33 protein-coding genes are annotated in these 20,265 nt (G+C 68.2%); 27 read left to right on the top strand and 6 right to left on the bottom strand.

Annotation, left to right across the window (positions count from 1 at the left end):
* Positions 1-330 precede the first annotated feature (330 nt).
* The 9 genes from NWFMUON74_RS35515 to NWFMUON74_RS35475 all read left to right on the top strand — a co-directional run bounded on the left by NWFMUON74_RS35515 (position 331) and on the right by NWFMUON74_RS35475 (position 4,211).
* Entirely contained in the window at positions 331-729 is a 399-nt protein-coding gene (locus NWFMUON74_RS35515) for a DUF6573 family protein (protein ID WP_187689660.1), read from the top strand.
* 432 nt (positions 730-1,161) lie between these two features.
* Positions 1,162-1,449, top strand: coding sequence for a hypothetical protein (locus tag NWFMUON74_RS35510; RefSeq protein ID WP_187689659.1), 288 nt, complete (start codon positions 1,162-1,164; stop codon positions 1,447-1,449).
* 43 nt (positions 1,450-1,492) lie between these two features.
* Positions 1,493-1,690: a hypothetical protein gene (locus tag NWFMUON74_RS35505; RefSeq protein ID WP_187689658.1), complete on the top strand. Its 198-nt coding sequence runs from the start codon at positions 1,493-1,495 to the stop codon at positions 1,688-1,690.
* Between the two features lie 105 nt (positions 1,691-1,795).
* Positions 1,796-1,960 carry a hypothetical protein gene (locus NWFMUON74_RS35500; RefSeq protein WP_187689657.1) on the top strand — a complete coding sequence of 55 codons (165 nt, stop codon included), beginning with the start codon at positions 1,796-1,798 and terminating at the stop codon, positions 1,958-1,960.
* A 46-nt stretch (positions 1,961-2,006) separates the two neighbouring features.
* Complete coding sequence (locus NWFMUON74_RS35495; protein WP_187689656.1) at positions 2,007-2,525, top strand: hypothetical protein; 519 nt, start codon at positions 2,007-2,009, stop codon at positions 2,523-2,525.
* A 55-nt stretch (positions 2,526-2,580) separates the two neighbouring features.
* A complete protein-coding gene (locus NWFMUON74_RS35490) occupies positions 2,581-2,817 on the top strand; it encodes a hypothetical protein (RefSeq protein ID WP_187689655.1) in 237 nt (78 codons plus the stop codon).
* Between the two features lie 250 nt (positions 2,818-3,067).
* Positions 3,068-3,289: a hypothetical protein gene (locus NWFMUON74_RS35485; protein ID WP_187689654.1), complete on the top strand. Its 222-nt coding sequence runs from the start codon at positions 3,068-3,070 to the stop codon at positions 3,287-3,289.
* 89 nt (positions 3,290-3,378) lie between these two features.
* Entirely contained in the window at positions 3,379-3,804 is a 426-nt protein-coding gene (locus NWFMUON74_RS35480) for a DUF6884 domain-containing protein (protein WP_187689653.1), read from the top strand.
* A 101-nt stretch (positions 3,805-3,905) separates the two neighbouring features.
* Positions 3,906-4,211, top strand: coding sequence for a hypothetical protein (locus NWFMUON74_RS35475; RefSeq protein ID WP_187689652.1), 306 nt, complete (start codon positions 3,906-3,908; stop codon positions 4,209-4,211).
* A 19-nt stretch (positions 4,212-4,230) separates the two neighbouring features.
* On the opposite strand, the gene NWFMUON74_RS35470 is transcribed toward NWFMUON74_RS35475, so the two are convergent.
* Positions 4,231-4,515: a hypothetical protein gene (locus tag NWFMUON74_RS35470; protein ID WP_187689651.1), complete on the bottom strand. Its 285-nt coding sequence runs from the start codon at positions 4,513-4,515 to the stop codon at positions 4,231-4,233.
* A 538-nt stretch (positions 4,516-5,053) separates the two neighbouring features.
* On the opposite strand from NWFMUON74_RS35470, the gene NWFMUON74_RS35465 reads away from it, so the two are divergent.
* The 4 genes from NWFMUON74_RS35465 (at position 5,054) to NWFMUON74_RS35450 (ending at position 6,806) form a co-directional block, all read left to right on the top strand.
* Positions 5,054-5,290 carry a hypothetical protein gene (locus NWFMUON74_RS35465; RefSeq protein ID WP_187689650.1) on the top strand — a complete coding sequence of 79 codons (237 nt, stop codon included), beginning with the start codon at positions 5,054-5,056 and terminating at the stop codon, positions 5,288-5,290.
* A gap of 28 nt (positions 5,291-5,318) precedes the next feature.
* A complete protein-coding gene (locus tag NWFMUON74_RS35460; protein WP_187689649.1) occupies positions 5,319-5,744 on the top strand; it encodes a hypothetical protein in 426 nt (141 codons plus the stop codon).
* Between the two features lie 101 nt (positions 5,745-5,845).
* Positions 5,846-6,409, top strand: a complete 564-nt coding sequence (locus NWFMUON74_RS35455; protein WP_187689648.1) for a hypothetical protein — start codon at positions 5,846-5,848, stop codon at positions 6,407-6,409.
* Between the two features lie 223 nt (positions 6,410-6,632).
* Positions 6,633-6,806 carry a hypothetical protein gene (locus NWFMUON74_RS35450; protein WP_187689647.1) on the top strand — a complete coding sequence of 58 codons (174 nt, stop codon included), beginning with the start codon at positions 6,633-6,635 and terminating at the stop codon, positions 6,804-6,806.
* Positions 6,807-6,889: 83 nt separating this feature from the next.
* Here the strand turns inward: NWFMUON74_RS35450 and NWFMUON74_RS35445 are convergent, their stop codons facing one another.
* Entirely contained in the window at positions 6,890-7,072 is a 183-nt protein-coding gene (locus tag NWFMUON74_RS35445; protein ID WP_187689646.1) for a DUF6011 domain-containing protein, read from the bottom strand.
* A 135-nt stretch (positions 7,073-7,207) separates the two neighbouring features.
* On the opposite strand from NWFMUON74_RS35445, the gene NWFMUON74_RS35440 reads away from it, so the two are divergent.
* The 7 genes from NWFMUON74_RS35440 to NWFMUON74_RS35410 all read left to right on the top strand — a co-directional run bounded on the left by NWFMUON74_RS35440 (position 7,208) and on the right by NWFMUON74_RS35410 (position 10,877).
* Positions 7,208-7,552, top strand: coding sequence for a hypothetical protein (locus tag NWFMUON74_RS35440; RefSeq protein ID WP_187689645.1), 345 nt, complete (start codon positions 7,208-7,210; stop codon positions 7,550-7,552).
* A gap of 188 nt (positions 7,553-7,740) precedes the next feature.
* The gene (locus NWFMUON74_RS35435) at positions 7,741-7,998 is read left to right on the top strand and encodes a FitA-like ribbon-helix-helix domain-containing protein (RefSeq protein ID WP_187689644.1); all 258 of its coding nucleotides are present in this window, start codon (positions 7,741-7,743) and stop codon (positions 7,996-7,998) included.
* A complete protein-coding gene (locus tag NWFMUON74_RS35430) occupies positions 7,995-8,423 on the top strand; it encodes a PIN domain-containing protein (protein ID WP_187689643.1) in 429 nt (142 codons plus the stop codon). Before NWFMUON74_RS35435 ends, NWFMUON74_RS35430 begins: the two co-directional genes overlap by 4 nt.
* Before the next feature lie 59 nt (positions 8,424-8,482).
* A complete protein-coding gene (locus NWFMUON74_RS35425) occupies positions 8,483-8,890 on the top strand; it encodes a hypothetical protein (protein WP_187689642.1) in 408 nt (135 codons plus the stop codon).
* A 186-nt stretch (positions 8,891-9,076) separates the two neighbouring features.
* A complete protein-coding gene (locus NWFMUON74_RS35420; protein WP_187689641.1) occupies positions 9,077-9,466 on the top strand; it encodes a hypothetical protein in 390 nt (129 codons plus the stop codon).
* A gap of 65 nt (positions 9,467-9,531) precedes the next feature.
* Positions 9,532-10,551, top strand: coding sequence for a site-specific integrase (locus tag NWFMUON74_RS35415; protein WP_187689640.1), 1,020 nt, complete (start codon positions 9,532-9,534; stop codon positions 10,549-10,551).
* An 89-nt stretch (positions 10,552-10,640) separates the two neighbouring features.
* Positions 10,641-10,877 carry a hypothetical protein gene (locus NWFMUON74_RS35410; RefSeq protein WP_187689639.1) on the top strand — a complete coding sequence of 79 codons (237 nt, stop codon included), beginning with the start codon at positions 10,641-10,643 and terminating at the stop codon, positions 10,875-10,877.
* On the opposite strand, the gene NWFMUON74_RS35405 is transcribed toward NWFMUON74_RS35410, so the two are convergent.
* The 4 genes from NWFMUON74_RS35405 to NWFMUON74_RS35390 form a co-directional block, all read right to left on the bottom strand.
* Positions 10,874-11,308: a hypothetical protein gene (locus NWFMUON74_RS35405; RefSeq protein ID WP_187689638.1), complete on the bottom strand. Its 435-nt coding sequence runs from the start codon at positions 11,306-11,308 to the stop codon at positions 10,874-10,876. The genes NWFMUON74_RS35410 and NWFMUON74_RS35405 overlap by 4 nt on opposite strands.
* 12 nt (positions 11,309-11,320) lie before the next feature.
* Positions 11,321-11,914 carry a GNAT family N-acetyltransferase gene (locus NWFMUON74_RS35400; RefSeq protein ID WP_187689637.1) on the bottom strand — a complete coding sequence of 198 codons (594 nt, stop codon included), beginning with the start codon at positions 11,912-11,914 and terminating at the stop codon, positions 11,321-11,323.
* A gap of 254 nt (positions 11,915-12,168) precedes the next feature.
* Positions 12,169-12,756 (bottom strand): HD domain-containing protein, encoded by a 588-nt coding sequence (locus NWFMUON74_RS35395; RefSeq protein ID WP_187689636.1) that lies wholly within the window; start codon positions 12,754-12,756, stop codon positions 12,169-12,171.
* 19 nt (positions 12,757-12,775) lie between these two features.
* Positions 12,776-13,876 (bottom strand): helix-turn-helix transcriptional regulator, encoded by a 1,101-nt coding sequence (locus NWFMUON74_RS35390; protein ID WP_187689635.1) that lies wholly within the window; start codon positions 13,874-13,876, stop codon positions 12,776-12,778.
* 187 nt (positions 13,877-14,063) lie between these two features.
* On the opposite strand from NWFMUON74_RS35390, the gene NWFMUON74_RS35385 reads away from it, so the two are divergent.
* From NWFMUON74_RS35385 to NWFMUON74_RS35355, 7 genes are read left to right on the top strand one after another with little or no spacing between them, the layout of a single operon-like run.
* Entirely contained in the window at positions 14,064-15,257 is a 1,194-nt protein-coding gene (locus NWFMUON74_RS35385; protein WP_187689634.1) for a cytochrome P450, read from the top strand.
* On the top strand, positions 15,242-15,994 hold the full coding sequence (locus NWFMUON74_RS35380) for a ferredoxin (RefSeq protein WP_187689633.1): 753 nt from the start codon (positions 15,242-15,244) through the stop codon (positions 15,992-15,994). Before NWFMUON74_RS35385 ends, NWFMUON74_RS35380 begins: the two co-directional genes overlap by 16 nt.
* Positions 15,984-16,844, top strand: a complete 861-nt coding sequence (locus NWFMUON74_RS35375; RefSeq protein WP_187689632.1) for an NAD(P)-binding domain-containing protein — start codon at positions 15,984-15,986, stop codon at positions 16,842-16,844. The genes NWFMUON74_RS35380 and NWFMUON74_RS35375 overlap by 11 nt, the downstream gene beginning before the upstream one ends.
* The gene (locus NWFMUON74_RS35370) at positions 16,841-17,983 is read left to right on the top strand and encodes a hypothetical protein (protein ID WP_187689703.1); all 1,143 of its coding nucleotides are present in this window, start codon (positions 16,841-16,843) and stop codon (positions 17,981-17,983) included. Before NWFMUON74_RS35375 ends, NWFMUON74_RS35370 begins: the two co-directional genes overlap by 4 nt.
* Positions 17,980-18,327, top strand: a complete 348-nt coding sequence (locus NWFMUON74_RS35365; protein WP_187689702.1) for a cupin domain-containing protein — start codon at positions 17,980-17,982, stop codon at positions 18,325-18,327. Before NWFMUON74_RS35370 ends, NWFMUON74_RS35365 begins: the two co-directional genes overlap by 4 nt.
* The gene (locus NWFMUON74_RS35360) at positions 18,324-19,454 is read left to right on the top strand and encodes an amidohydrolase family protein (protein WP_187689701.1); all 1,131 of its coding nucleotides are present in this window, start codon (positions 18,324-18,326) and stop codon (positions 19,452-19,454) included. The genes NWFMUON74_RS35365 and NWFMUON74_RS35360 overlap by 4 nt, the downstream gene beginning before the upstream one ends.
* The gene (locus NWFMUON74_RS35355; RefSeq protein ID WP_232111291.1) at positions 19,451-20,251 is read left to right on the top strand and encodes a class I SAM-dependent methyltransferase; all 801 of its coding nucleotides are present in this window, start codon (positions 19,451-19,453) and stop codon (positions 20,249-20,251) included. The genes NWFMUON74_RS35360 and NWFMUON74_RS35355 overlap by 4 nt, the downstream gene beginning before the upstream one ends.
* Positions 20,252-20,265 lie beyond the last annotated feature (14 nt).

The raw sequence follows: 20,265 nt of genomic DNA, 5'->3' as shown, positions 1-20,265 counted from the left end.
AGGAATCCGGCCCCAGGGGGCCGGATCAGGAACGGATCTTCTTTTCCCTTCTGGCCTTCCGATTTTGACCGGCGGTGCCCTCCGCGCAACCCGCCGCTGCGCTGCGCTTGGGCCTGCGGCCGACGAAGAACTTTCCCTACTGCGGTCGCTGCGCTCCCTGGAAACTTCCCCGCCCGGCGGGTTGCACTCCGGGCCCCTCATACCGGTCCAACTCTCCCTTGCCAGAAGGGCAAAGAAAGCGGTCGGGGCCACCCGGCCGCGAGAGCCGGTGAGGCTCTGGACCGTTGGAGCCGGTCCAGGGAATCGCCCCGCGAGAAACGGAGCAACCCCATGTCAGACGACATTTTCGGCGAAGTCATCCACGCCTACACCCGCGCCGAGGCCCTGGCCGACGGCTTCATGCACGACATCAGCGAACTGGCCAGCGAATACGGATTCCGCTACCCGGTCCACGTCGCCCAATACGCATGGGCCGACGCGATTTCCTGGCCGCACACCGACGCCTGCCAGGACGAGACCGGCCGCGCGTGGGATGTGCTGACCATGGCCCGGCTCGCCCTCCAGGCAGCCATCCGGCGCGGCGTGACCTCCGGGCCCGTGCGGTTCACCGTCGTTCGGATCACCGAGCCCGACCGAACCGAACCGGAGCCGATCACGCTGGAAATCGAGCTGGGCCCCGGCGACGCGGGCGAACCGGTGTTCACGATCACCGCAGGCCCCGACCGGTAACCCGCCACGCGGGAGAGGCATCGGCATACCGCCGCCGAGGCCTCCCCGCCCGGCTCCGTCCGGATCAGATGCGCACCGCGGGCGGTGCGTGCCTCCCTGCGGTCGGCCGGCAAAGAGTGCGACCCCTCCGGGGATCGGGCCGCCGCAAGGGCGACCGGCTGAGGAACCGGCCTCCGGCCGGGCTGAAAAGAGGTTCTTTTCCCCTTCTGGCCTTCCGATTTTGACCGGCGTCCACCTCCGCACAAGCCCTGGCTCCGCTTCGCTCCGGCCTACGGCGCCAGAAACTTTTCCCAAAAAGCGGTCGCTGCGCTCCCAGGGAAAACTTTCCGGCCCAGGGCTTGCACTCCGGCGGCCTCCTGCCGGTCCAACTCTCCATGCCAGAAGGCGAAAAAAACGGTCGGGGCCACCCGGCCACGAGAGTCAGGAGCCGAAGTGCCAGTTACGAATTCCGCCGACAACGACAAGAGCACGACCATGTTCCACATGGTCGGAACCGCCGGGGACATGTATTCCCGAGGCGACCGACGCATTCCGAACACGCTCACGTTCGACGTGACCCGATTCGGCGACCTGTGGGACATGTCGGTAACTCGAATCCGCACCGAAAACGGAATGAACATCGGAACCGTCATCGCGTACGAGTCCGGTTTCACGACGGAGGCCGACGCCATGGCCGCAGCCGACAAGTACGAGCAGGCAGCGGTTACCGCTGGCGCATGAAGCCCGGTCCAGTTCACACCAAACCCCAAGGAGGACAACCACAATGACCACGCAGACCCTCACCCGCGCCGACTACAACACCAAGCGCCGTCACGACTACGCCGGGACCATCACCACCCGCGAGCCCGAAACCGTGCAGGTCTGGCGCGAGGTCTACCCCGATTGGGACGGCAAGCACTGGGCGATGTTCGGCACCCAGCGCGGCGGCGTCGCCCTGGCCCCGATCAACATTCGCAACTGACCAACCGCTAGCCCCCGAAACGCCCTGGACCGTTGGAGCCGGTCCAGGGCCCCAGGGGAGCAGCACCCCGACCGAACCCCTTCCAACAGACCGGAGAACACCACCATGCGCAAGATCAACCGCGAATGCTTCGAGTGCGGCGCGACCACCACAGCGGGCGACCTGTTCTGTGCCGATCACCTGCTCAAATGGCACCCGCGCGCCGATGATCTCGGACTAGGGCCGACCCACATACAGCCCCACCCGCGCCCGATCTACCGGCCGTTCTGACCGTCGCCGAGCCGTCACCAGCCGAACCGCCGAAAGGACTACCAGCATGTACACCAACCACCTCGAAACCGTTCCCGCCCTGGTCGCCGCGCTGCCCCGACTGTGGCGGAGCACCACCACCCAGGACATCCCCGACCAGGCCCTAGTTCTGCTGCTCATGAAGGACACCCGCGACGGGTGGGCCGAGATCGAGCGAATCTGGGTCGCCGACGAAATCGACTACTTCGACCCGTTCCACGCCAAGGCCCTGACCTACGGCACCACCGGAACCCGTGCGGTCGCCCTGGTGGTCGATATCGACGCCGACGGCCCCGGAGACAGCGCCCACGAACACGTGTTGCTCACCGACGCCGCAGCGTGCGCACTGAGCGAGCACGGCGCGAGCCTCCAGGCCGCCTACGTCACGCGCGGATTCGGTGCCAAGGAGCCGGTTTGGTCGCTGGACACCGATCAGTTCATCGGCAAGGTACCGCTGTTCCCCGCCGCGACCCCGCACCCGGTCTACGCGCTGCCGGAATCGCTCATCGCCCGGCCCGCCAACTCGCTGCCCCGCGCCGCCGACTGACCGAACCCCACCACCCCGGCCGCGAGCCGGACACAGAACAGAAAGGGAACCCGACATGCAATATCTGAAAGTCGAGACCGCCGGAGACGTTCGCCGCTGGGACAGCTACATCGTTGCCGTGCCCGACGATTGGGACGCCGACGCCGAGGACAGTGACCGCCAGCTGCGCGACCTGATCGCGCTGGGCAAGGGCAAGCACCAGGGCACCGACTACGAAGGCGAATACGATCCGGTCCCGCCGGACGAATTCGAGGTCAGCGAATTCGAGCCGACCGAGGCCCCCAAGGAATAGGCACCGGATAAAGCAAGAACCCGGACGGTTGGAGCCCGTCCGGGGTCTTGCCCATCCACTGTAGGCCAACCGCCGGCCACCGCGGATTCCGAGCGTTGGCGCGGCCGCGCTGGGGCGCGTCCGCGCCGCTGCCGTCGCGGCCCAGCGACACGAACAGACCCAGCCCTACCGCCGCCTCTACGACGAGGCCGCCGCGGATTCCGGCCCAGCGCTCAGGCCACCGAGATCCCATCCACCGAGGACAACCACCATGGCTACCAACGCCGTTGACGTGCGCGAATACCCCCTACTCGGCGGACAGACCGCGTACGCGGTCACCCGTGGCACCCACACCATCCTTGTCACTCCGCCGTCACGGATCAGCAGCCCGACCCATTGGGAAATCTGGCGCCTGCGTAGCAGCTGCACGCTGGCCCGAGCCCGCACCGCTGCCGAAGGCATCGAGCACGCCCACGCGATTCTCACTCGCTAGAAACCCCAGCCCAGCGCCCTGGACCGTCGGAACCGGTCCAGGCACCACGCCCCCGGCCACTACCGGCCGGATCTGAAGGGATGCCCGCCATGACCACATCACCGCTGGTAATCGCATCGTGCGGCGCGAAGAAGGCCCCGGCCGCGTGCGCGGCCGCCGCCCTGTACGTCGGCTCATATGCGCAAATGTGCCTGCGCGCCGCGTGGCAGCTGGCCGACGACGCCGCCGACATCCGCATTCTGTCCGCCCGTCACGGACTGCTCAGCCTCACCACCGAAGTTGAGCCCTACGACACCCGGCTATCGGACTACGACGCCATCACCGCCGAGCAGCTGCACGACCAGGCCGCCGCCGCCGGACTACTGAACCGGCCCGTGATCGTTCTCGCCGGAGCTGAGTACACCCGACTCGTGCGCGCCGTCTGGCCGAACGCCGAGGCCCCGCTACTCGGCTCGCGCGGCATCGGCGAACACCGGCACCGCCTTGCCCGCATCATCTACAGCGAGGCCCGCTGATGGCCCGCCGACGGCCCGGACAGGGTAAAAACAGCTGGTACGACCCAACTTACTGGTGCCATGAGTGCGCGCGATGCGGCCGCCGAGGCACCCGCGACTACATGCCCCAGTTCCAGCGCGACCAACAGGAATGGGAGGAACGCGGCAGCTACGCCAGCTCCCTGCAAAAGTACGGTTCGGCCGTCGTGTGCCGCTGGACCGTCGCGTGCGGCCGCCGATCCAGCGCCCAGCTGGCGGCGAAGGAGGCAGCCGAGGCCGCCGAACAGGCCGAGGCCGCCGCCGCTGGAATCGTCACCGCCCGCCCGCCGGTGGACCTGGACGACCTCCAGGAGCAAGTCCCGATCGAACCGGCCATGCCCCCGGCCGGAGCACAAATGGTGCTCTGGGATTTCTCCGCGAGTGCGTGAATTCGAGATCACCCGTCGATCAGAAATCAGGTTCGTCGGGGTGCAGGTGCAGCCACGAATAGAATTTCACCATGCAATCTTGATAGCTGTGCGTTTTATGGATCTCGGACAACTCTTCCGCCCGACCAGCGCGATATACGCCGAGTGGCCTGCTTTTCGTGAGAAAACAGAACATCGGTCGAAGTGAGCAATTGGTTTCGGTATCCGGGCAAGCGGCATCGACCCAGATCCCTATTCCGCCCTTACCGTCCGGCATTTGGCCGCCGTACCATTCCCCGCGCCAGAAATCCTCTGTGAACGCCATGAACTCAGCCTAAGCAGACGGGGCCGCGCCGAACCAGAGGCGGCGAAAGATTCCCCAAAGATGGCCCCAAAACTCAGAGCTGCCGCGACTTGGAGCCCTCCCGGACAAACGCAGCTCCCGCAGGCTCACCGCCCAGCCCATGCGCGTTGAAGGTGGCTCGGTTCCGGCCGAACGTCGCAGGCTCGCACGGGGTGTGCGACCCCTTCGGGGATCGGGCCGCCGCAAGGGCGACCGGCTGAGGAACCGGCCTGGCGGCCGGACTGAAAAGAGCTATTTCTTTTCCCTTCTGGCCTTCCGATTTTGACCGGCGTCCACCTCCGCGCAAGCCCTGACTCCGCTTCGCTCCGGCCCTTCGGGCTCCAAAAACTTTTTCCCAAAAAACGGTCGCTGCGCTCCCAGGGAAAAACTTTCCGGATCAGGGCTTGCACTCCGGCGGCCTCCTGCCGGTCCAACTCTCCATGCCAGAAGGGCAAAGAAAATGGTCGGGGCCACCCGGCCGCGAGAGTCAGGAGCCGAAGTGCCGTTTAACAACCAGACCGTGAGCTTTATCGAGGATATCGACGGCCCGACCACCTACGACACCGGCGAATGCGCGTGCGCGAACTGCCGCAGCGAAGGCGAATACGAGGACATCCACGGCGTAATTCCCGACAACTGCCGGTATCGGTGGCACACCCGGTGCCAGGGATGCGACTACTACGGCCCCATCAAGAACGCCGAACGACTGTGCGGCCCCTGCCACCGCGCTTTCGGTACCGAAACCGACAACCGCTAATCACCCAACAACGAGGAGGACAACCGCAATGAACAACACCACCTGGAAAAAGTACGGCGACGTTGACGAATACGGGGCCCAGGAATACCGGGCCCAGCACGACGGCGTTTACATGCGAGTCCGCATGTTCGATGACTGCGGACAATTCAGCATCGGCCTGCACGAATGGAACCCGAGCGGAATCGACTCCGGTCACGCCGCCGATTTCGAGGACGCCAAGACGAAGGCCGGAGCCGCCGCCGCTCTGTTCATCGAGGCAGGCCGACCCGAGCAGGTTGTACGCAAGTCGTCGGCCGCCGGTCCGTGCCTCCCGCAAGGAGTGTTGCTCGGTGAGTCCGCGAAATTCGTGTTCTACCTCGATGGAGCGCGAAAGCGGCGCATGAAGAAGACCCCCGGTTCGTGGTTGGTTCACACCGAACCGTGCTCGAGGTGCGGCGGCCGGTACGACGACTAGCCCCGGTGATTCCCTGGACCGTTGGAGCCGGTCCAGGGAATCACCCCGCGAGAGAACGACAGACGGCCGGGCCCGGCCGCGAGACCCAGGAGCGAAACCACATGAACACCACCGGAAACGAACAACTCAGCCACCTACTCGCCGAATACGAGCGCACCGCCGCCGCAGCTATCGCCAATTTCCAGCGGCCCACCGGCGGCCGGGGGAAGCAGGGCAAACAGCGCACCGACGCCGCAATTCGCCGCGCCGCCAAATACAGCGAACAATTGCGCCGCCTTGAATCCCAAATCCGCGCCCAGGGCGGCACGGTGCCCGGCACCGAACCGGCACCCGCCGCCGAGAGCCCGGCCGCCCGGCCAGCTCCGGCCGCGCCGTCGTTGCCCCTACCTCGCGCGATGACCGTCGAGGCACTGCGCGCCGAGGATGCCGAGCTTGACCAGGCCCGCCGCGAGACCGGTTCGCCGACGCTCACCGAGCGGCACCGCGCGATCAAAGCCGAACTCGGGGCCCGCGCGGCGGCCGCCGCCCGTTCGGCACGATCGAAGCGGGCTGCCGCGACCCGCGCCCGCCGCAAGGCCGCCGGACTGCCGCCCCGGCGTTCGCGGTTCGAGCAGATGTTCAGCCCGCCGCCGGGCGGATGGACCGACGCGGACCGGGTGAACTGAAACCCGAGGTAGAGCGGAGGCCCGGACAGTTGGACCCTGTCCGGGCCCGGCCTACTCACCCCGCCGGCCACCGCGCGGAAATTGAGCGGGGCGCGGCCGCGCTGGGCGCGGCCGCGCCGCTGTGGTCCCGCCCCAGCGCCGCGAACGGAACCCAGCCCTACCGCCGCCGCTACGACAACAGAAATCACAGAGAACCACTGTGCAGAAACAGAATTGAGGAACCATGGCACCCGAACAGGACATTCGCAATCTCATCGACCGGGCCGCCGCCGCGGGCATCGCACTCAGGCCCGCAGATATCACCGTCGAGACCGACCCCGGTAGCGAACTACTCGGCGAGCTGGTCATAGGCGGAATGCCCGCCGACGACTGGCTGACCGCGATGACCATGGAGTGACCACCAGGCGGCAGCTGGCCGGGCCCCGGAGGATGTACCTCCGGGGCCCGTCCCGTTCCGGGTGCGTGGTTGCGCCGAGGAAATCAGGCCGCGACCTCGAACAACGTCAGCGGCCGCACGGCGGCCGCGCGCTGCTCGGCACGTTCGCGCACCGCGCACGTCGGCCCGATACCCGCGCTCACCGAGGCCGCCGACAGCAACCACCCGCCGCAGCGGCGGCAGTGCACGACCAGGCGCACGGTCGGTTCTTCATCGGGTGCGGCCATGCGCGTTCTCTCCTCCGGCCGGGGTGCGTCGTCTCGAGAGTGACACAACCGACCGACAATCCGGGCCCGGATGAGATCCGCCCGCCATCGGTAGAGCAGGCCCGACGCGGAATCGAGTCACCTAGTCTCTGGACCATGGCCAACGGTAGGTACGAGAAACTGGCGAAGCAGCTTCGCCGGAACACGGGGATCTCATATCAACGTGTGCTGGGCCTGCTGCGCGAGGTTCGTTGGCTCGCCGACCTTCCCGCCGAGATCCATGAGACCGACGACGCGAATCGGGTTGTCGAGATCCTGCGGGAAGCGAGCAGGACGGCGGCCGCGGAGCCAGGCCCGCCGACCACCGCGCGCGCAAGCGGTGACGATCCGGCGGAACCGATGTTCAGCGAGAGCGATCACGCCGGCACCGGTACCCCGTCGCCCACCACCGCACCCGACGCGGCCGCGCCGTTCTACCCGACTTTTCGCTCCCCTCGATAACCCATATAACCCATATAACCCATATAACCCATATAACCCATATAGCCCATATGGCTGACCGCCTATAAGCGTCCTTGTAGGAGGTCAGAACGGGGGAGTGATAGCGCGTATACTGATGTTGCCATCAACGATGGCAAATCGCGCTGACCTGGAACCAGTGATAGCGCATAGAAAGGAGATGATATCGCATGAAGAACGTGACGATCCGAAATCTGTCCGACGAAGTGCACCGCGCCATCCGCCAGCGCGCGGCCGGGAACGAACGCAGCATCGAAGCCGAGATGCGCGCCATCCTCAGCGACGCCGTACAACCGGCCGAGCGGATCAAACTCGGCAGCCTCCTGTTCGCGGGCATCAGCGAAGAGAACCGGCTCACCGACGACGAACGCGAAACCTACTTCGGCCGCGACCGCACCCCGTCCGAACCGCTGGAGTTCGGCCGGTGATCATCCTGGACACCAACGTCATCAGCGAACCGTTCGCCAAGAACCCCGACCTGCGGGTAGCGGCATGGTTCGACGCACAGAGCGCCGAAACCCTCTACCTGACCACCGTCACCGTCGGCGAACTCCGCTACGGGATCGCGGCCATGCCCGCCGGCCGACGCCGCGACGAATACGCCGCATGGCTCGAAGACCGCACCCTGCCCGCGTTCTCCGGCCGCATCCTCTCCTATGACCTGGCCGCCACCACCGAATACGCGCGCCTGCGCGCCGCCGCCCGCGCCGCAGGGCTCGCCGTCGCCACCGCGGACGGCATGATCGCCGCCACGGCGGCCGCCGCAGGCTTCACCGTCGCCACCCGCGACACCTCGCCGTTCGAGGCCGCCGGAGTGCCCACCATCGACCCGTGGCAATCGGAGCAACGATGACCGAGCCCGCCGACGAGACAACACGGGAGCGTCGGAGGGCTCCCGTACGGTGGTCGGCTATGGAGTGGCCCTGGGAATTCGTACGTCGGCGGCGCGATGAGCGCAAGCTCTCCAATGCCCTGCTCGCCACCGGTATGGCCGAGGACGGGCACATAACGACAGTGCCCCCACTGGTCGCGTCCCTCATGCACCGGCCGTTCCGCCCGCGCCCCGCGTTCCCCGACGCCGAAACCGCGCTGGATGCGATCTGGAACGAGGCATTGAGCCTGCCACGCTGGCGGAACGCCGGGACGACCCGCGAGAACGCCAGCAAGCACTTGAGGAAATCGCAGCTGTACAACGACAGCGGCGAATTGTCCTGGTCAGGCCGCCGATGGGTCAACCGCGCCGCCAAGGAGTTCGAGCGCGATGGTGAACACGCCGCCGCAGCCGCGATCCGCGATCTAGAGCACGCCCCGCGCGACTGAGTTCGGACACAACGGTTTTCGGTGCTCTCCGCGTTCTGACCGTTTCCTTCCCGCCCTGACGAACGAGATTGCACCGGCGCAGGGCGCCGGAGCGCAACCCGCCCGCAGGGCCGGCGCGCAGCGGCGCGAAGGGGTTGCGCGAAGGCGAACGCCGGTCACAATCGACAGACCAGGGAGGGGGTTGCCGTGCGCAACAACAACGATCACGACATCGGGACGCAAGTCAGCGCGCCCGGCCGCCCGTCATACGGCCGGATTGCAGATGTGCTGTCTACCCAGGGCGAAGGGCTGTACCTGGTCCAGTGGCCGAACGGGCAGCTGGACACGATCGCGGGGGACTGCTTCGCACCGCGAACCCTGACCGTGCTGTGCGACCGTGGCGAATACCTCCCGGCCGGATCGGGCGAATGGGTCCAGCTCGAACCGCAGACCACTGAATTGCCCATCGCCGCGCCTGGACACTGCGAGCACACGTTCACCGTGTGCGCCGAATGCGCCGAGAACTGGGCGTACCACAACGACGATGCGTATATCTTCCTGTCGCCGTGGCCGCCGGAATGGTCCCTGGACCTGTAGGTGCGCAGCCGGCACCCTGGACCGGCGCACCGGTTTTCGTCGGTGCCCCTGCCTATGATCCGCCGGTGACCGATATCGTTCCGGCCGAGGCGCGCGGGCTGGCAGATCCCACGCTGGTGGATCGGCTGGCCGTGCTGGACTCGGCGGCCGCCGAGTACGCCCGCCCGATCCGGAACACCGAGGAGGCGTACCGCGCCGACTGGCGCGCGTGGCTGCGATTCCTCGAGGATCTGAATTCGACTCTCGCCGAGCAAGATCCGCACGGCGCACCGGTGCCGCCGACCATCACGAACATGGGCGTGTTCGTGGCGTTCATGGCCTGGCACGAGCGCAACGAGCTGGCCCCGGCCACCGCAGAGCGCCGCCTCTACGGCGTCATCATGACCTTGCGCCAGCTGCACGGCATCGAGGTGCCGAAGCAGACCATCAGCGCCGCACGCCAGACCCTCACGAACTACCGCCGCCAGCTCGCCGAGGCGAACACCCCGCGCGGACGCGGGCAAGCACCGGCCGCGACCGTGCCGGACCTGCGCCGGATCTGCGCGGCGCTGCCGCCGAACCTGGCCGGGCACCGAGACCGCGCAATCGTGCTGCTCGGATTCGCCATCGCCGCGCGCCGGTCGAATCTGGCCGCCCTGGACGTAACCGATGTGGTCGAGCATGACGAGGGCCTGGCCGTCACCATCCGATACGGCAAGACCGGAGCCCGCGAGGCCGCCGTAGACCGAGGCACCAACCCCGGAACGTGCCCGGTCCGGGCCGTACGGACCTGGACCGAGGCCGCCGGCCTTTCGGTCGGGCCGCTGTTCCGGCCAATCGACCGACACGGCAACCTCAGCGGGGCGCGGATGTCACCGCGGGCATGTGGCGAGGCCGTCACCCGCGCGGCGGCGGCCGCCGGAGTTCCTTACCGCACCGGTCACAGCTTGCGCGCCGGTCTGGCGACCGAGGCGCGCAAGGCAGGCCACGACGTGAAAACCATTGCAGACCAAGGCGGTTGGAACCCGACCAGCGCCGAGCTGTACAAGTACCTGCGCATCGTGGACCGGTGGGCCGACAACGCAACCAAGGGCATCGGATTGTGACTGGTTACCCATATAGCCACTAGTGCCCATATGGGCAAGCGATCGGCCATGGGTACCCGGTCAGAGCGCAGATCCGGCAGGATCGGGACGTGAGCGATATCGAGCCCGCCACCGAGCGCGCCATTCTGGACCAGTTGCGCAAGGCGCAGGACGCCCACCACGGCGGCGACCAGCCCACCGCGAGCGCGCTGGTAGACGACCTGCTGACCCAGTACGGGCGCGAGACCGTGGACGCGGTGCGTTGGCGGCAGGAGCGTGACCGGCTGGCCGCCGATGTGAATCTGTTCCAGATGTTCGGGACCGCTGGACTGATCGGCGACGACTAGACCCGGCGTAGCTGCTGATTACCCGCCCGGATCTCGCTGACGAACACAGCGGTCGCGGTGCGGGCGGCCGCGTGCCGGTCCGCGACCGAAAGCCCTTCACTCTGCGCGGCCAGTTCCGCCGGTCCGCCACGTTCGGCCACGGTGAGCGCCAACCGGCGGAACCCGATCGGAACGGGGCTATCGACGTTGGCGACATCGGCCAAGTCCACCGGAATGCCGCCCAAGGTGTCGATCACGGCGGCACAGGCCCGCTCTACGAGCTGCGCCGTGGTCGGCGCGCTCTCGCCGACCAGCGCCAACAGCGCCTCCGGGCACGAGGGGCACTCATCGAAGGCCGCGCCAACGAGCTGGCCGAGTAGAGCGGTGTCCGCGCCCCAGCCGGCCAAAGGGCCGGGCGGGATCTCGAATCCGTTGTGTCCGTGGTCGATCACCCGTCGATGGTGTCACCGATCGGCGAGAAGCGCGCTCGATTGCGCCGACTCCGGATCGCGCCGCAGCGGCCGCACCATCACGATTTCCGTCAGCGCGGGGTCGAGCGTGTAGGGCCGCCGCAGCGCCGTGCTGGCGTAGCCGTTGCGCCGGTAGAACGCCACGGCGCGGGTATTGGTCTCCACGACATCGAGGCCGATCCACTCGACTCGCGCCTCATCGGCGGCCCAGCGATGCACGGCCGCAAGCAGCTGATCAGCCAGGCCCCCGCCGCGCGCACGGGGCCGCACGTAGGCACCCCAAACCATCGCCCACCGGGCCCCGTCGGGCACCGGTACCAGCAGCTCGGGCCGGTCGCGCTCCGCGTCGATGAAGCCGCCCAGCATCCCCACGAACTCGCCCCGGTTACGGTCGGTGGCCACGGCGAGCACCTGGCGGCCGGGCACGCAGCTGCGCGCGATACGTGCTTCCCAGTCCGCCGGATGGAGCGCCGCGGCCTGGTCGGCGGTTTCCCCGAAGGCGGTCGGGCACTCGCGCAGGGCGGCCAGCCGGACCGCGCGCAACTGCTCCCCGTCACCGGCCCGGATGCGCCGGATTTCCCAGGTCATGACTCGAATCTAGGCCAGCCGTCAACGGGATATCTGCCTTCAGCGGATGCGAGCGGGAACCAACGATCAGGATCAAAATGGGCGATGCCGCCAGACCAGGGGGGCGGTCGGGCGGCATCGGCTTGCGCGAGCGCGTATCCGCAGCCCGCTGCCGGTCAGCTGGGGGGATAGCTGACCTCGCAATCATCGTACGCTTCGCCCGGTCGATGTCTCATCGAAGGAATCTCATCCAAGGAATGAGTGGCAGAGTCGGGCTAGCCCCTCGTGGTACGCCACTTCAGAACCGGGGTCGTCATCGCTGCTTCGGCGATGACGTTGGCGGTGGTGGTTTTCAGGCGGTCCTTGGACCCGGTGATCCATTCGCTCATCAGGGTATTGCCAGCGGCTTGGTATTCGAGGGCCTGAATCAGGCACTCGAGGCGGTCAGCGTCGCGGGCGCAGACAGCTTCCACAGTGGCCTGCGCTTCGAACTCTGCAACGGTGTCTCGAACGAGTACCTGCAACAGGTCGGGCAGCCCGGAGGTTTGAGTGCCGGTGACGGCTTCATGGTCGGGGTCGCCGAGGAAAGGCTTCGCGACCTGGTTGAGATCGCGAAGCCGTGTTTCCTGGCTGTCGTGCCACAGGGCCAGGTGCGCGGCGCGGGCAGGGTCGCCCCCTTCGTATGCGGCGATCAGCGCCGCGAGTTGCGCTGTGCGGCAGGTATGTTCGGCGACAGATTCAGGGTTGGGCACGCACGCATCCAGCCATCCCTTGCGGGTTTCGCGTTTGAGTACACCCAGCTCGAAGGCGAACGCCGCGATCTCGCGGGCAGTGTCGTTGTCGAGCTGCTGATTGGCGTCCATGTTGGGTTCCTTCGTCGCGTCATCGTCGGAGGCGTACTGCGTAGCCCACGTTATCGAGGGTTCGGCGGGCCGGGATGGTCAATGCGGGATCACCGTCGATGAGGTCGACTGCGGCCATGGTGCGGGTGCGTAGCACCGGTTCGTCGAGCAGGTGCGGGTGGCTCGATATCAGGTCGGCGAGTGTTCGGATGTAGAGGTCGATGTGATCTGTTCCGGGCTCTATCTGCCGGGTGAGGTGTAGCAGCAGGGTTCGGCCGGTCCAGCTGTGTGGGTCGATGGCGACCATCGTGGTGTCGTCGGGGTAGGTCACGTTCCCGATCTCGCCGACCCAGTATGCCCAGTACAGCAGGTTCGTGAGCTGCTGGGAGTGATCGTCGGCGAGCTGGGAAACGTAGTGGCGTAACGGGTCCGGGTCGCCGTGGCTGGCCAGGGTGATCGCCGCGGATCGCACAGCGAGTCGGGCCGGCGCGGCGTCGTGCGGTGAGGTGTGCAGGCGGCGCATAGCTTGGCCGGTGATCCAGGTTTCGGAGTCCGGGTGTTGATCGAACCCGAGTAGGTAGGTGGCCTGGCGGCGCAGCAGGATATCGGCGGGCCGGTGGGCGCGGTCGGCGGTGGCGCGGAGCCGATCGAAGAAGTCGCGCCGCAGTTCGGCACTGATTTGCGGGGCATTCGGGCGGGGCCCGCGGCCGCGCCGCGCGGCCAGCCCGGCGAGCGGCGGCGGCGCAATGCCGTTGATCGGCCACGTGATCAGGCTGGCGAGGGTGCGCTGATGTACTCCTGACGCGAGGGGATGCGCGGCGAGATCGTGGCTGTCGGTGGCGGTGAGAATGTCGCCGACAATCAGGTCAGCATCCATCGCGGCCGCCAGCAGTGCCACGGCGTCGGGCGGGGCACCGTGGCGGGTGAGCAAGGCCCGCAGCCGGGCGAGGTCTCCTGCCCGTACCGAGGCCAGGGACCGGCGCCCGGATTCCCACCCCGACACGGTGGTGGTATCGACTCGGAGGAGTTCAGCGAGCCGGGATTGGGTGAGGTCGGCTGCCTCACGCAGCAGCTTGAGCACGTAGCCGGAGATCGAGCCGAAACCCTGACCGGGAGGCAGGGTTTCGTGCGATGCGCGCATGGTTTCCTCAGCGGGGCCGGATCGGTGTTCGGCGTTACTCGTACTGCGGGTCAGTTCAACCTTTCGCCTGGTCACCTTACCTTTGTGATAGCGGTCCAACATGGGATCGCGCACATTTGTCAAGGCTTGCAATTGGCGCGAACTCCGTTGCTGCGCCTTGATTTCCACGGTGCACGAAGGAATGCCGATGACTCTGGACGACCCGGTGGCGCACTGTCCGCGCCGCCTCTATCCCTTCGGGAACGGCAACCCGCACACTTCGGAGCTGGAACCCGAATACTGGTCCCACGGTCCGATCTCGCCAGTGGTGTTCACCTCCGGCCTACGGGCGTGGCTGGTCACCGGTCACGACCTGGTGCGGATGGTTCTCGCCGATCCCCGGTTCTCCCGCGAGCACGCCAACCGCGAGCATGTGGCGCGGCTGACGCTGGAACTCCTCCCGCCAGCGGCGATCCTGGCCAACGACCCGCCCCGGCACACCAGGTTGCGGATGCGAATCGCCGCCATGTTCGCGCCCCGCCAGGTCGCCGCCCTCGAACCGACCGTGGCGGCCGCAGCCGAGAAGCTGGCGACGCGCATGGAGGCGGCCGGCGGGCCGGTCGAGCTGATCTCGGCCTACATCCAGCCCTTCGCCGCAGCGGTGGTCTGCGACCTGTTCGGGGTGCCCGACCGGTTCCGGGAGCAGGTGTTCACCCTCGGTGACGCCCTGACCGACCGCGACGCGACCGCCGAGGCCCTTGCCGAGGCCCGCGCCGAGTGCGAGGAGCTGACGCGGGAAATGGCGGCCACGAACCCGACCGGGGTGTTCGCGATGCTCGGTGAATCCGCCGAGACCGACGACGAGGTGGTGAACCTGGTCATCGCGTGCCTGATCGGCGGCCGCGGATCGCCGACGATCTTCCTGTCCAGCGCGGTCCTGACGCTGCTGCGCGACCGGGCCCGATACCAGCTGCTCGCCGACAACCCCGGCGCGATTCCGGTCGCAGTGGAAGAACTGTTGCGGATGGTGCCGGTCGGGATCAGCGGCGGATTCACCCGTGTGGCGACCACCGATGTGCAGCTGGGGCCGGTGTTGGTGCGGGCCGGGGACGCGGTAGTTCCGGCCACCATCGCCGCCGGGCGAGATCCGGCGGTGTTCGACCGTCCAGACGAACTGGTTCTCGATCGGGACGGCCGGGCCCGGCACCTGGCATTCGGGCACGGCACCCACTTCTGCATCGGTGCGAGCCTCGCCCGCATGGAAGCTCGGATCGCATTGACGCAGTTGGTATCTCGGTTCCCCGCCTTGCACTTGGGCGACGCCGAGAACGGCGTCGTATGGCGACACGGCCGGGTGAACCGGGCCCTTGAGAGGTTGGAGGTGGCATGGACGCCACGTTGATCATCGACGCCCGCCGCTGCGCAGGGACCGGGGTATGTCTGCCGATCGCCGCCGGGCACCTCACCCTCACCGGCACCGTGGCCGAGCCGACGCCGGGCACCACGCTGCCGATCGCGTCCGCACGGTCAGCCGCGGCCTGCTGCCCGCAGGAGGCGATCGCCGTGCTCGAGCACGGCCCGGCCGACTTCCAGGTGCACCAGCCGATCGTGACCCTCGGGCCCGCCGGCACCGATGCCGACGCCGAAGCAGCCCGGCATTGCGCCTCACCCTGGTTGGTCGACTCGTTCGCGGCCGCGATGACCGCCGCCGCCGCCGATCCCCAGGTGTTGGCCTTGGTCGCGGCCGGATATCTGCGCTTGGACACCGACGGCCGCGCGGTCGATTCGTGGGTTGATCAGCACTTCCGCCACGACGGGATTCTGCGGTTGCTGCGCTGCTGGGAAAGCCCGACCAAACCCATGTGCCTGGCCGTGCGCGACGACCTGACCCGTCCACCGGAAACGGTGGCGACCCATCCGGCGACGCGGGTGTTCGCGACCCAGCACGCGCCCGCCGCGCGGCTGGTCACCGTCGATGCCAAACCCCTCGCGGCGGCGGCCGCCGCCTCCGGGCAGGTCGATGCGGCGATCGCATCGGTTGATGTGGTCGCCCGCTACCCGCACCTACGGGTTGCGGCGCAGTGGGCACCGACGATGGTGTGGCTGCTGTACGGGCAGGGGATCAGCGATGCGCCGTGACGATCAGGTGGTGGCCGTGCTCGGTGCCGGGATCATGGCCAGCACCATCGCCGATACCCTGCGCGGCAACGAGTTCCGGCTACGCCGCTACAACCGCACCCCGAGCCGAATCCACGGGCCCGCCGTCGTGTGCGCCACGGCCGCAGGTGCCGCGATCGGCGCGGCAACCGTGTGGAGCCTGGTCCACGACGACGACGCCAGCCGCGCCGTCTGGTTCGGCCCGGCCGGAGCGATGGCGGGCGCGGACGGCGCGGTGGTGATCGAATCGTCCACGCTGTCTCCGGACTACGCCCGCGAATGGTCCGACGCGGCGACGGCGGTAGGCGCGTTGCCGGTGGTTGCGCCGGTGACCGGCAGCCGGGCGGCCGCCGCTGACGGCAGCCTTGTGACCTTCGCCGCCGGAACCGACACTGCGCTGAGCGCCGCCGCCCCGGTTCTCCAGGCGGTATGTGGCGAGATCGTCCGGATAGGCGGCGGCCCGGCCGCCGCGGCCCTGACCAAACTCCTCAACAACGGCGTAGCAGCGGTGATCCTGACCGGCCTGGCCGAAGCCCTCGCCGCCGCCGACGGCGCGGGCCTGGATGTCGAGCAGCTGACCGAAGTGTGGTCGCGGCGCGGGTGGGCCGCGCCAGCGGCATCCCGGTACGGGGCCGCGATGCGCGCCCGAGACCACACGTTGACCGACTGCTCATGCGCAGTGATCGCGAAAGACCTGCGGTACCTGCTGGCGGCGCTCGCCGACCGGGTACCCCCCGCCACGGCGGCCGCCGCCGACCGATTCGCCCGCAGCGTCGCGGCCGGGCACGCCCAGGCGGAAATGTCGGCAGTGATCGAGGTGAGCAACCCATGACCGTGCCGAAACACGCCGCGCGGGAATGGTTCACCCACAGCTCGACGGTTTCCGACGCACCCCGCCGACAGGTCGCCGCCCAGCTCGCCGACTACACCGCGACCGTCGCCGACTATGCCGCGATGCTGCTGGGCGAGGACACGACGGTGGCGGTATCCGGATCGCTGGCGCGCGGAGAACCGAGCGTCCGCCGCGCCGGGGACCGCTGGGTATTGGGCTCGGACGTGGATCTGGTCGTCATCCCCGACGACGCGGCGGCCGCCGCCGATCGCGTCGCGAAACTCGTTGCTGCGCTGCGGGAATCCCACCCCGAAATCGACACCACAGCGTTCACGGTGGAACGCGACCATCTACCACGAGTCGCCGGACGATTCGGATGCGATCTGAGCTGCGCCAGCGCGACGCCACTTGCCGGCCCGGCCGCGGCCGGGCCCTCGGTCGCGGTCGGGGCGCGGGAAGGGCTGGAAGGATTGGTGCATCAGCTGGCCACGATCTACTGCCCCGACAGCCCACCGGAGGCATCACCGTGGCGACTCAAAACGGCGTTGGAAGCGTTGCGCGCCAACACCACCGGCACCAGCCCGCGCCGATACAGCGACCTGCCCGACGACCCCGCCGCGAACGCTCTGCTGAACCCGGTCGTCATCTCGGCACTGGTCCAGGCCCGCGAACACAACGCCCCGTCCCCGCTGGCAGCGGCGCAGGTCTATCAGCTCACCATCGCGGCCGCCACCCGGCTGTTCGGGGCGACCGGCGGGCAATGGGAACTGATCGCCGCCCTACACGCTCTGCCGGTTGGCGCGCATCTGCTGGACGGATTCCAGCACGCCATCATGGCCGCCACGGTGCACCGCTACGGCCCGGCCGGGCTACGCCGCCACGCCGCGACCGCACTGCACGTCATCGCGAGCCGGATCAACCCCGACACCGTGCCCACGGCCGCCGATGCGTTGTACCGGCTCACCCGCATCTCCCCGGCCGACGCCAGCGGCCCCGGTGCTCGGCCCGCCCAGGTGATCGCCGAGCTACTGCGCGAGCTGCGCCGTGACTACTACGGGTGGCTCGGACCACACAACTTCGGCGCGAACCCTGTCGCCGACTACACCGGACCCACGCCGAACAACGGAGCGTCCCAATGAACGAATGGCCCGACTGGATCACCCAGCTTCCCCAGATCACGCCGACCTTTCCCGCCCAGGGATATCTACTGGCCGGTGACCACGGACAGCTCGTGTTCTGGCAATTCCGCGCCGAAACGGTCGTGCCCACCCACCAACACGGCCCGCAAATCGGAATCGTCGTCGCGGGGCATATCGAACTGCGGACCGACACCGACACGACCCGCACCCTGGCGGCCGGTGAGATGTTCACCCTCGCCGACCAGCAACCGCACGCGGCCACCGTCGCCGCGAACACGCTGGTGCTGGAAGTGTTCGCCGACGCCGACCGCTACCGCCCGACCGAGACGGCAGGTCGCCCATGATCGTCCTCACCGCCGACCGGGTTCTCACCGGAGCGGGCGCGCCGATCCGGTCCGGTGCCGTCGCCGTCGATGGCGATCGAATCGTGTGGACCGGACCAGTCGGTGACCTCCCGGCCCGATGGAATGCCGCCGACCGAATCGACGTTCCCGACAGCACGTTGCTGCCGGGAATGATCGACAGCCACGTCCATCTGTCCCTGGCCGAGTCCCCCGATCTCGCCCGCGAACGCGACATCGCCGCGTCGATCCTGCGATCAGGGGTCACCACCGTCCGCGACCTCGGCGGACCAGGCCCGCACGTTCCCGCCCCGCCGGGTCTGAGGGTCACCGCGGCCGGTGTCCCGCTGACCGTGCCCGACGGGCATTGCCACCACCTCGGAGGAGCCGTCACCACCACCGCCGACATCAGCGGCCGCATCACCACTACGGCGGCCGCCGGTGCCCGATGGATCAAAGCAATGGTCACCGGCGGATTCACCACCAGCGGGCACACATCGCCCTACACAACGCAGTTCACCGGCGGCCAGCTCGCCGCGATCGTCACTGCGGCCCGTGAATACGGTCTGCGCGTCGCCGCGCACGCGCACGGCACCGCCGGCATCCGGCAAGCTGTGCGGGCGGGAGTCGACTCGATCGAGCATTGCACCTGGATGAGCGAGGACGGGTTCGACTTCGATCGCGGCTTGGTTGTGGAGATCGCCGCTGCCGGGATCACGGTGTGCCCCACCATCAACGAACACGCCCGCAACGCCGTCGGCCGCCTGCCGTGGGCTGTGCGCCGCGAACACCTGTCGGTCATGCTCGCCGCCGGGGTCACCCTGATTCCCGGCACCGATTCCGGCATCCCGCACAGCCGCCATGACCGTTTCCCGCAGTCCTTGCCCGCCTACACCGACCTCGGACTCAGCGCTGGCGAGGTGGTCGAGCTGTGCGGCCGCGCCGCCGCTGACGCGCTCGGCCTGGCCGAGGAGATCGGTACGCTCGCGCGCGGGCGGGCCGCCGACCTGATCGCCGTGTCCGGAGATCCGACCCGCGACCTCACCGCGCTGACCAGGCCGATACTGGTCATGGCCGCCGGGAATCTGCACCACCACGAGCCCGTCCCCCAGGAGGACATCCGATCATGACCGCCGCACCGACAGTGACCAGCGAATATTCCACGCTCACCCCGTTGCAGATCCGCCTTGCCACCCACCGCGATCACAGCCTCTACCCCGATAATCCGGTCGCCACGGTCCTGGGAGCCCTCGCGCTCACCGGCGCCGAGGACATTGCCGATATAGGTTGCGGCGACGGCAGGTTCCTCGCCCATCTCGCCACCTCCGGGCACGCCGGACGGATCGTCGGGGCCGACAACTCCCCGACCATGGTTGCGGCGGCCGCCGCCATCACCGGAGTAGATGCCTACCGGTGCGACGCAGCCGCACTGCCGTTCCTGGCCGACACGTTCGATATCGTCACCGCCCGCCACATGCTCTACCACCTACCCGACCCGCACGCGGCCCTGACCGAGTTCGCGCGGATCACCCGGCCCGGCGGTCGCGTCGCGGTCACGGTGAACCATCCCGGCACCGCCGCCCACATTCGCGAGATCATCGAACACCGGGCCCGCGAGCACGGGATAGAACCGGCACCGGAGTTGGTGAATACGGTCAACTCGACAACCCTGCCCGACATCATGACCAGGGTGTTTGGTGCGGTCGATATCGCCCGCTTCGACAACGCATTGGTGTTCACCGAGCCCACGCCACTGATCAGGTTCGCTACCTCGCTGTTCGCGTTCTGCGGCATCACCGAAGACCACCCCGCCCGCGACGAGATCGCCGCCGCCGTCGCCGCCGACATCACCGACTGGTTCGCCACCCGGCCCGGACAGCAGTTCCGCGACCCCAAGGGCTACATTCTGGCCACGGCCACCATCTGACGACCCCTGTGGAG

This window comes from Nocardia wallacei, assembly GCF_014466955.1.
Lineage (GTDB): Bacteria > Actinomycetota > Actinomycetes > Mycobacteriales > Mycobacteriaceae > Nocardia > Nocardia wallacei.
Note: the sequence above shows the minus strand (reverse complement) of the source record. Positions and strands in the feature narration are given on the sequence as shown.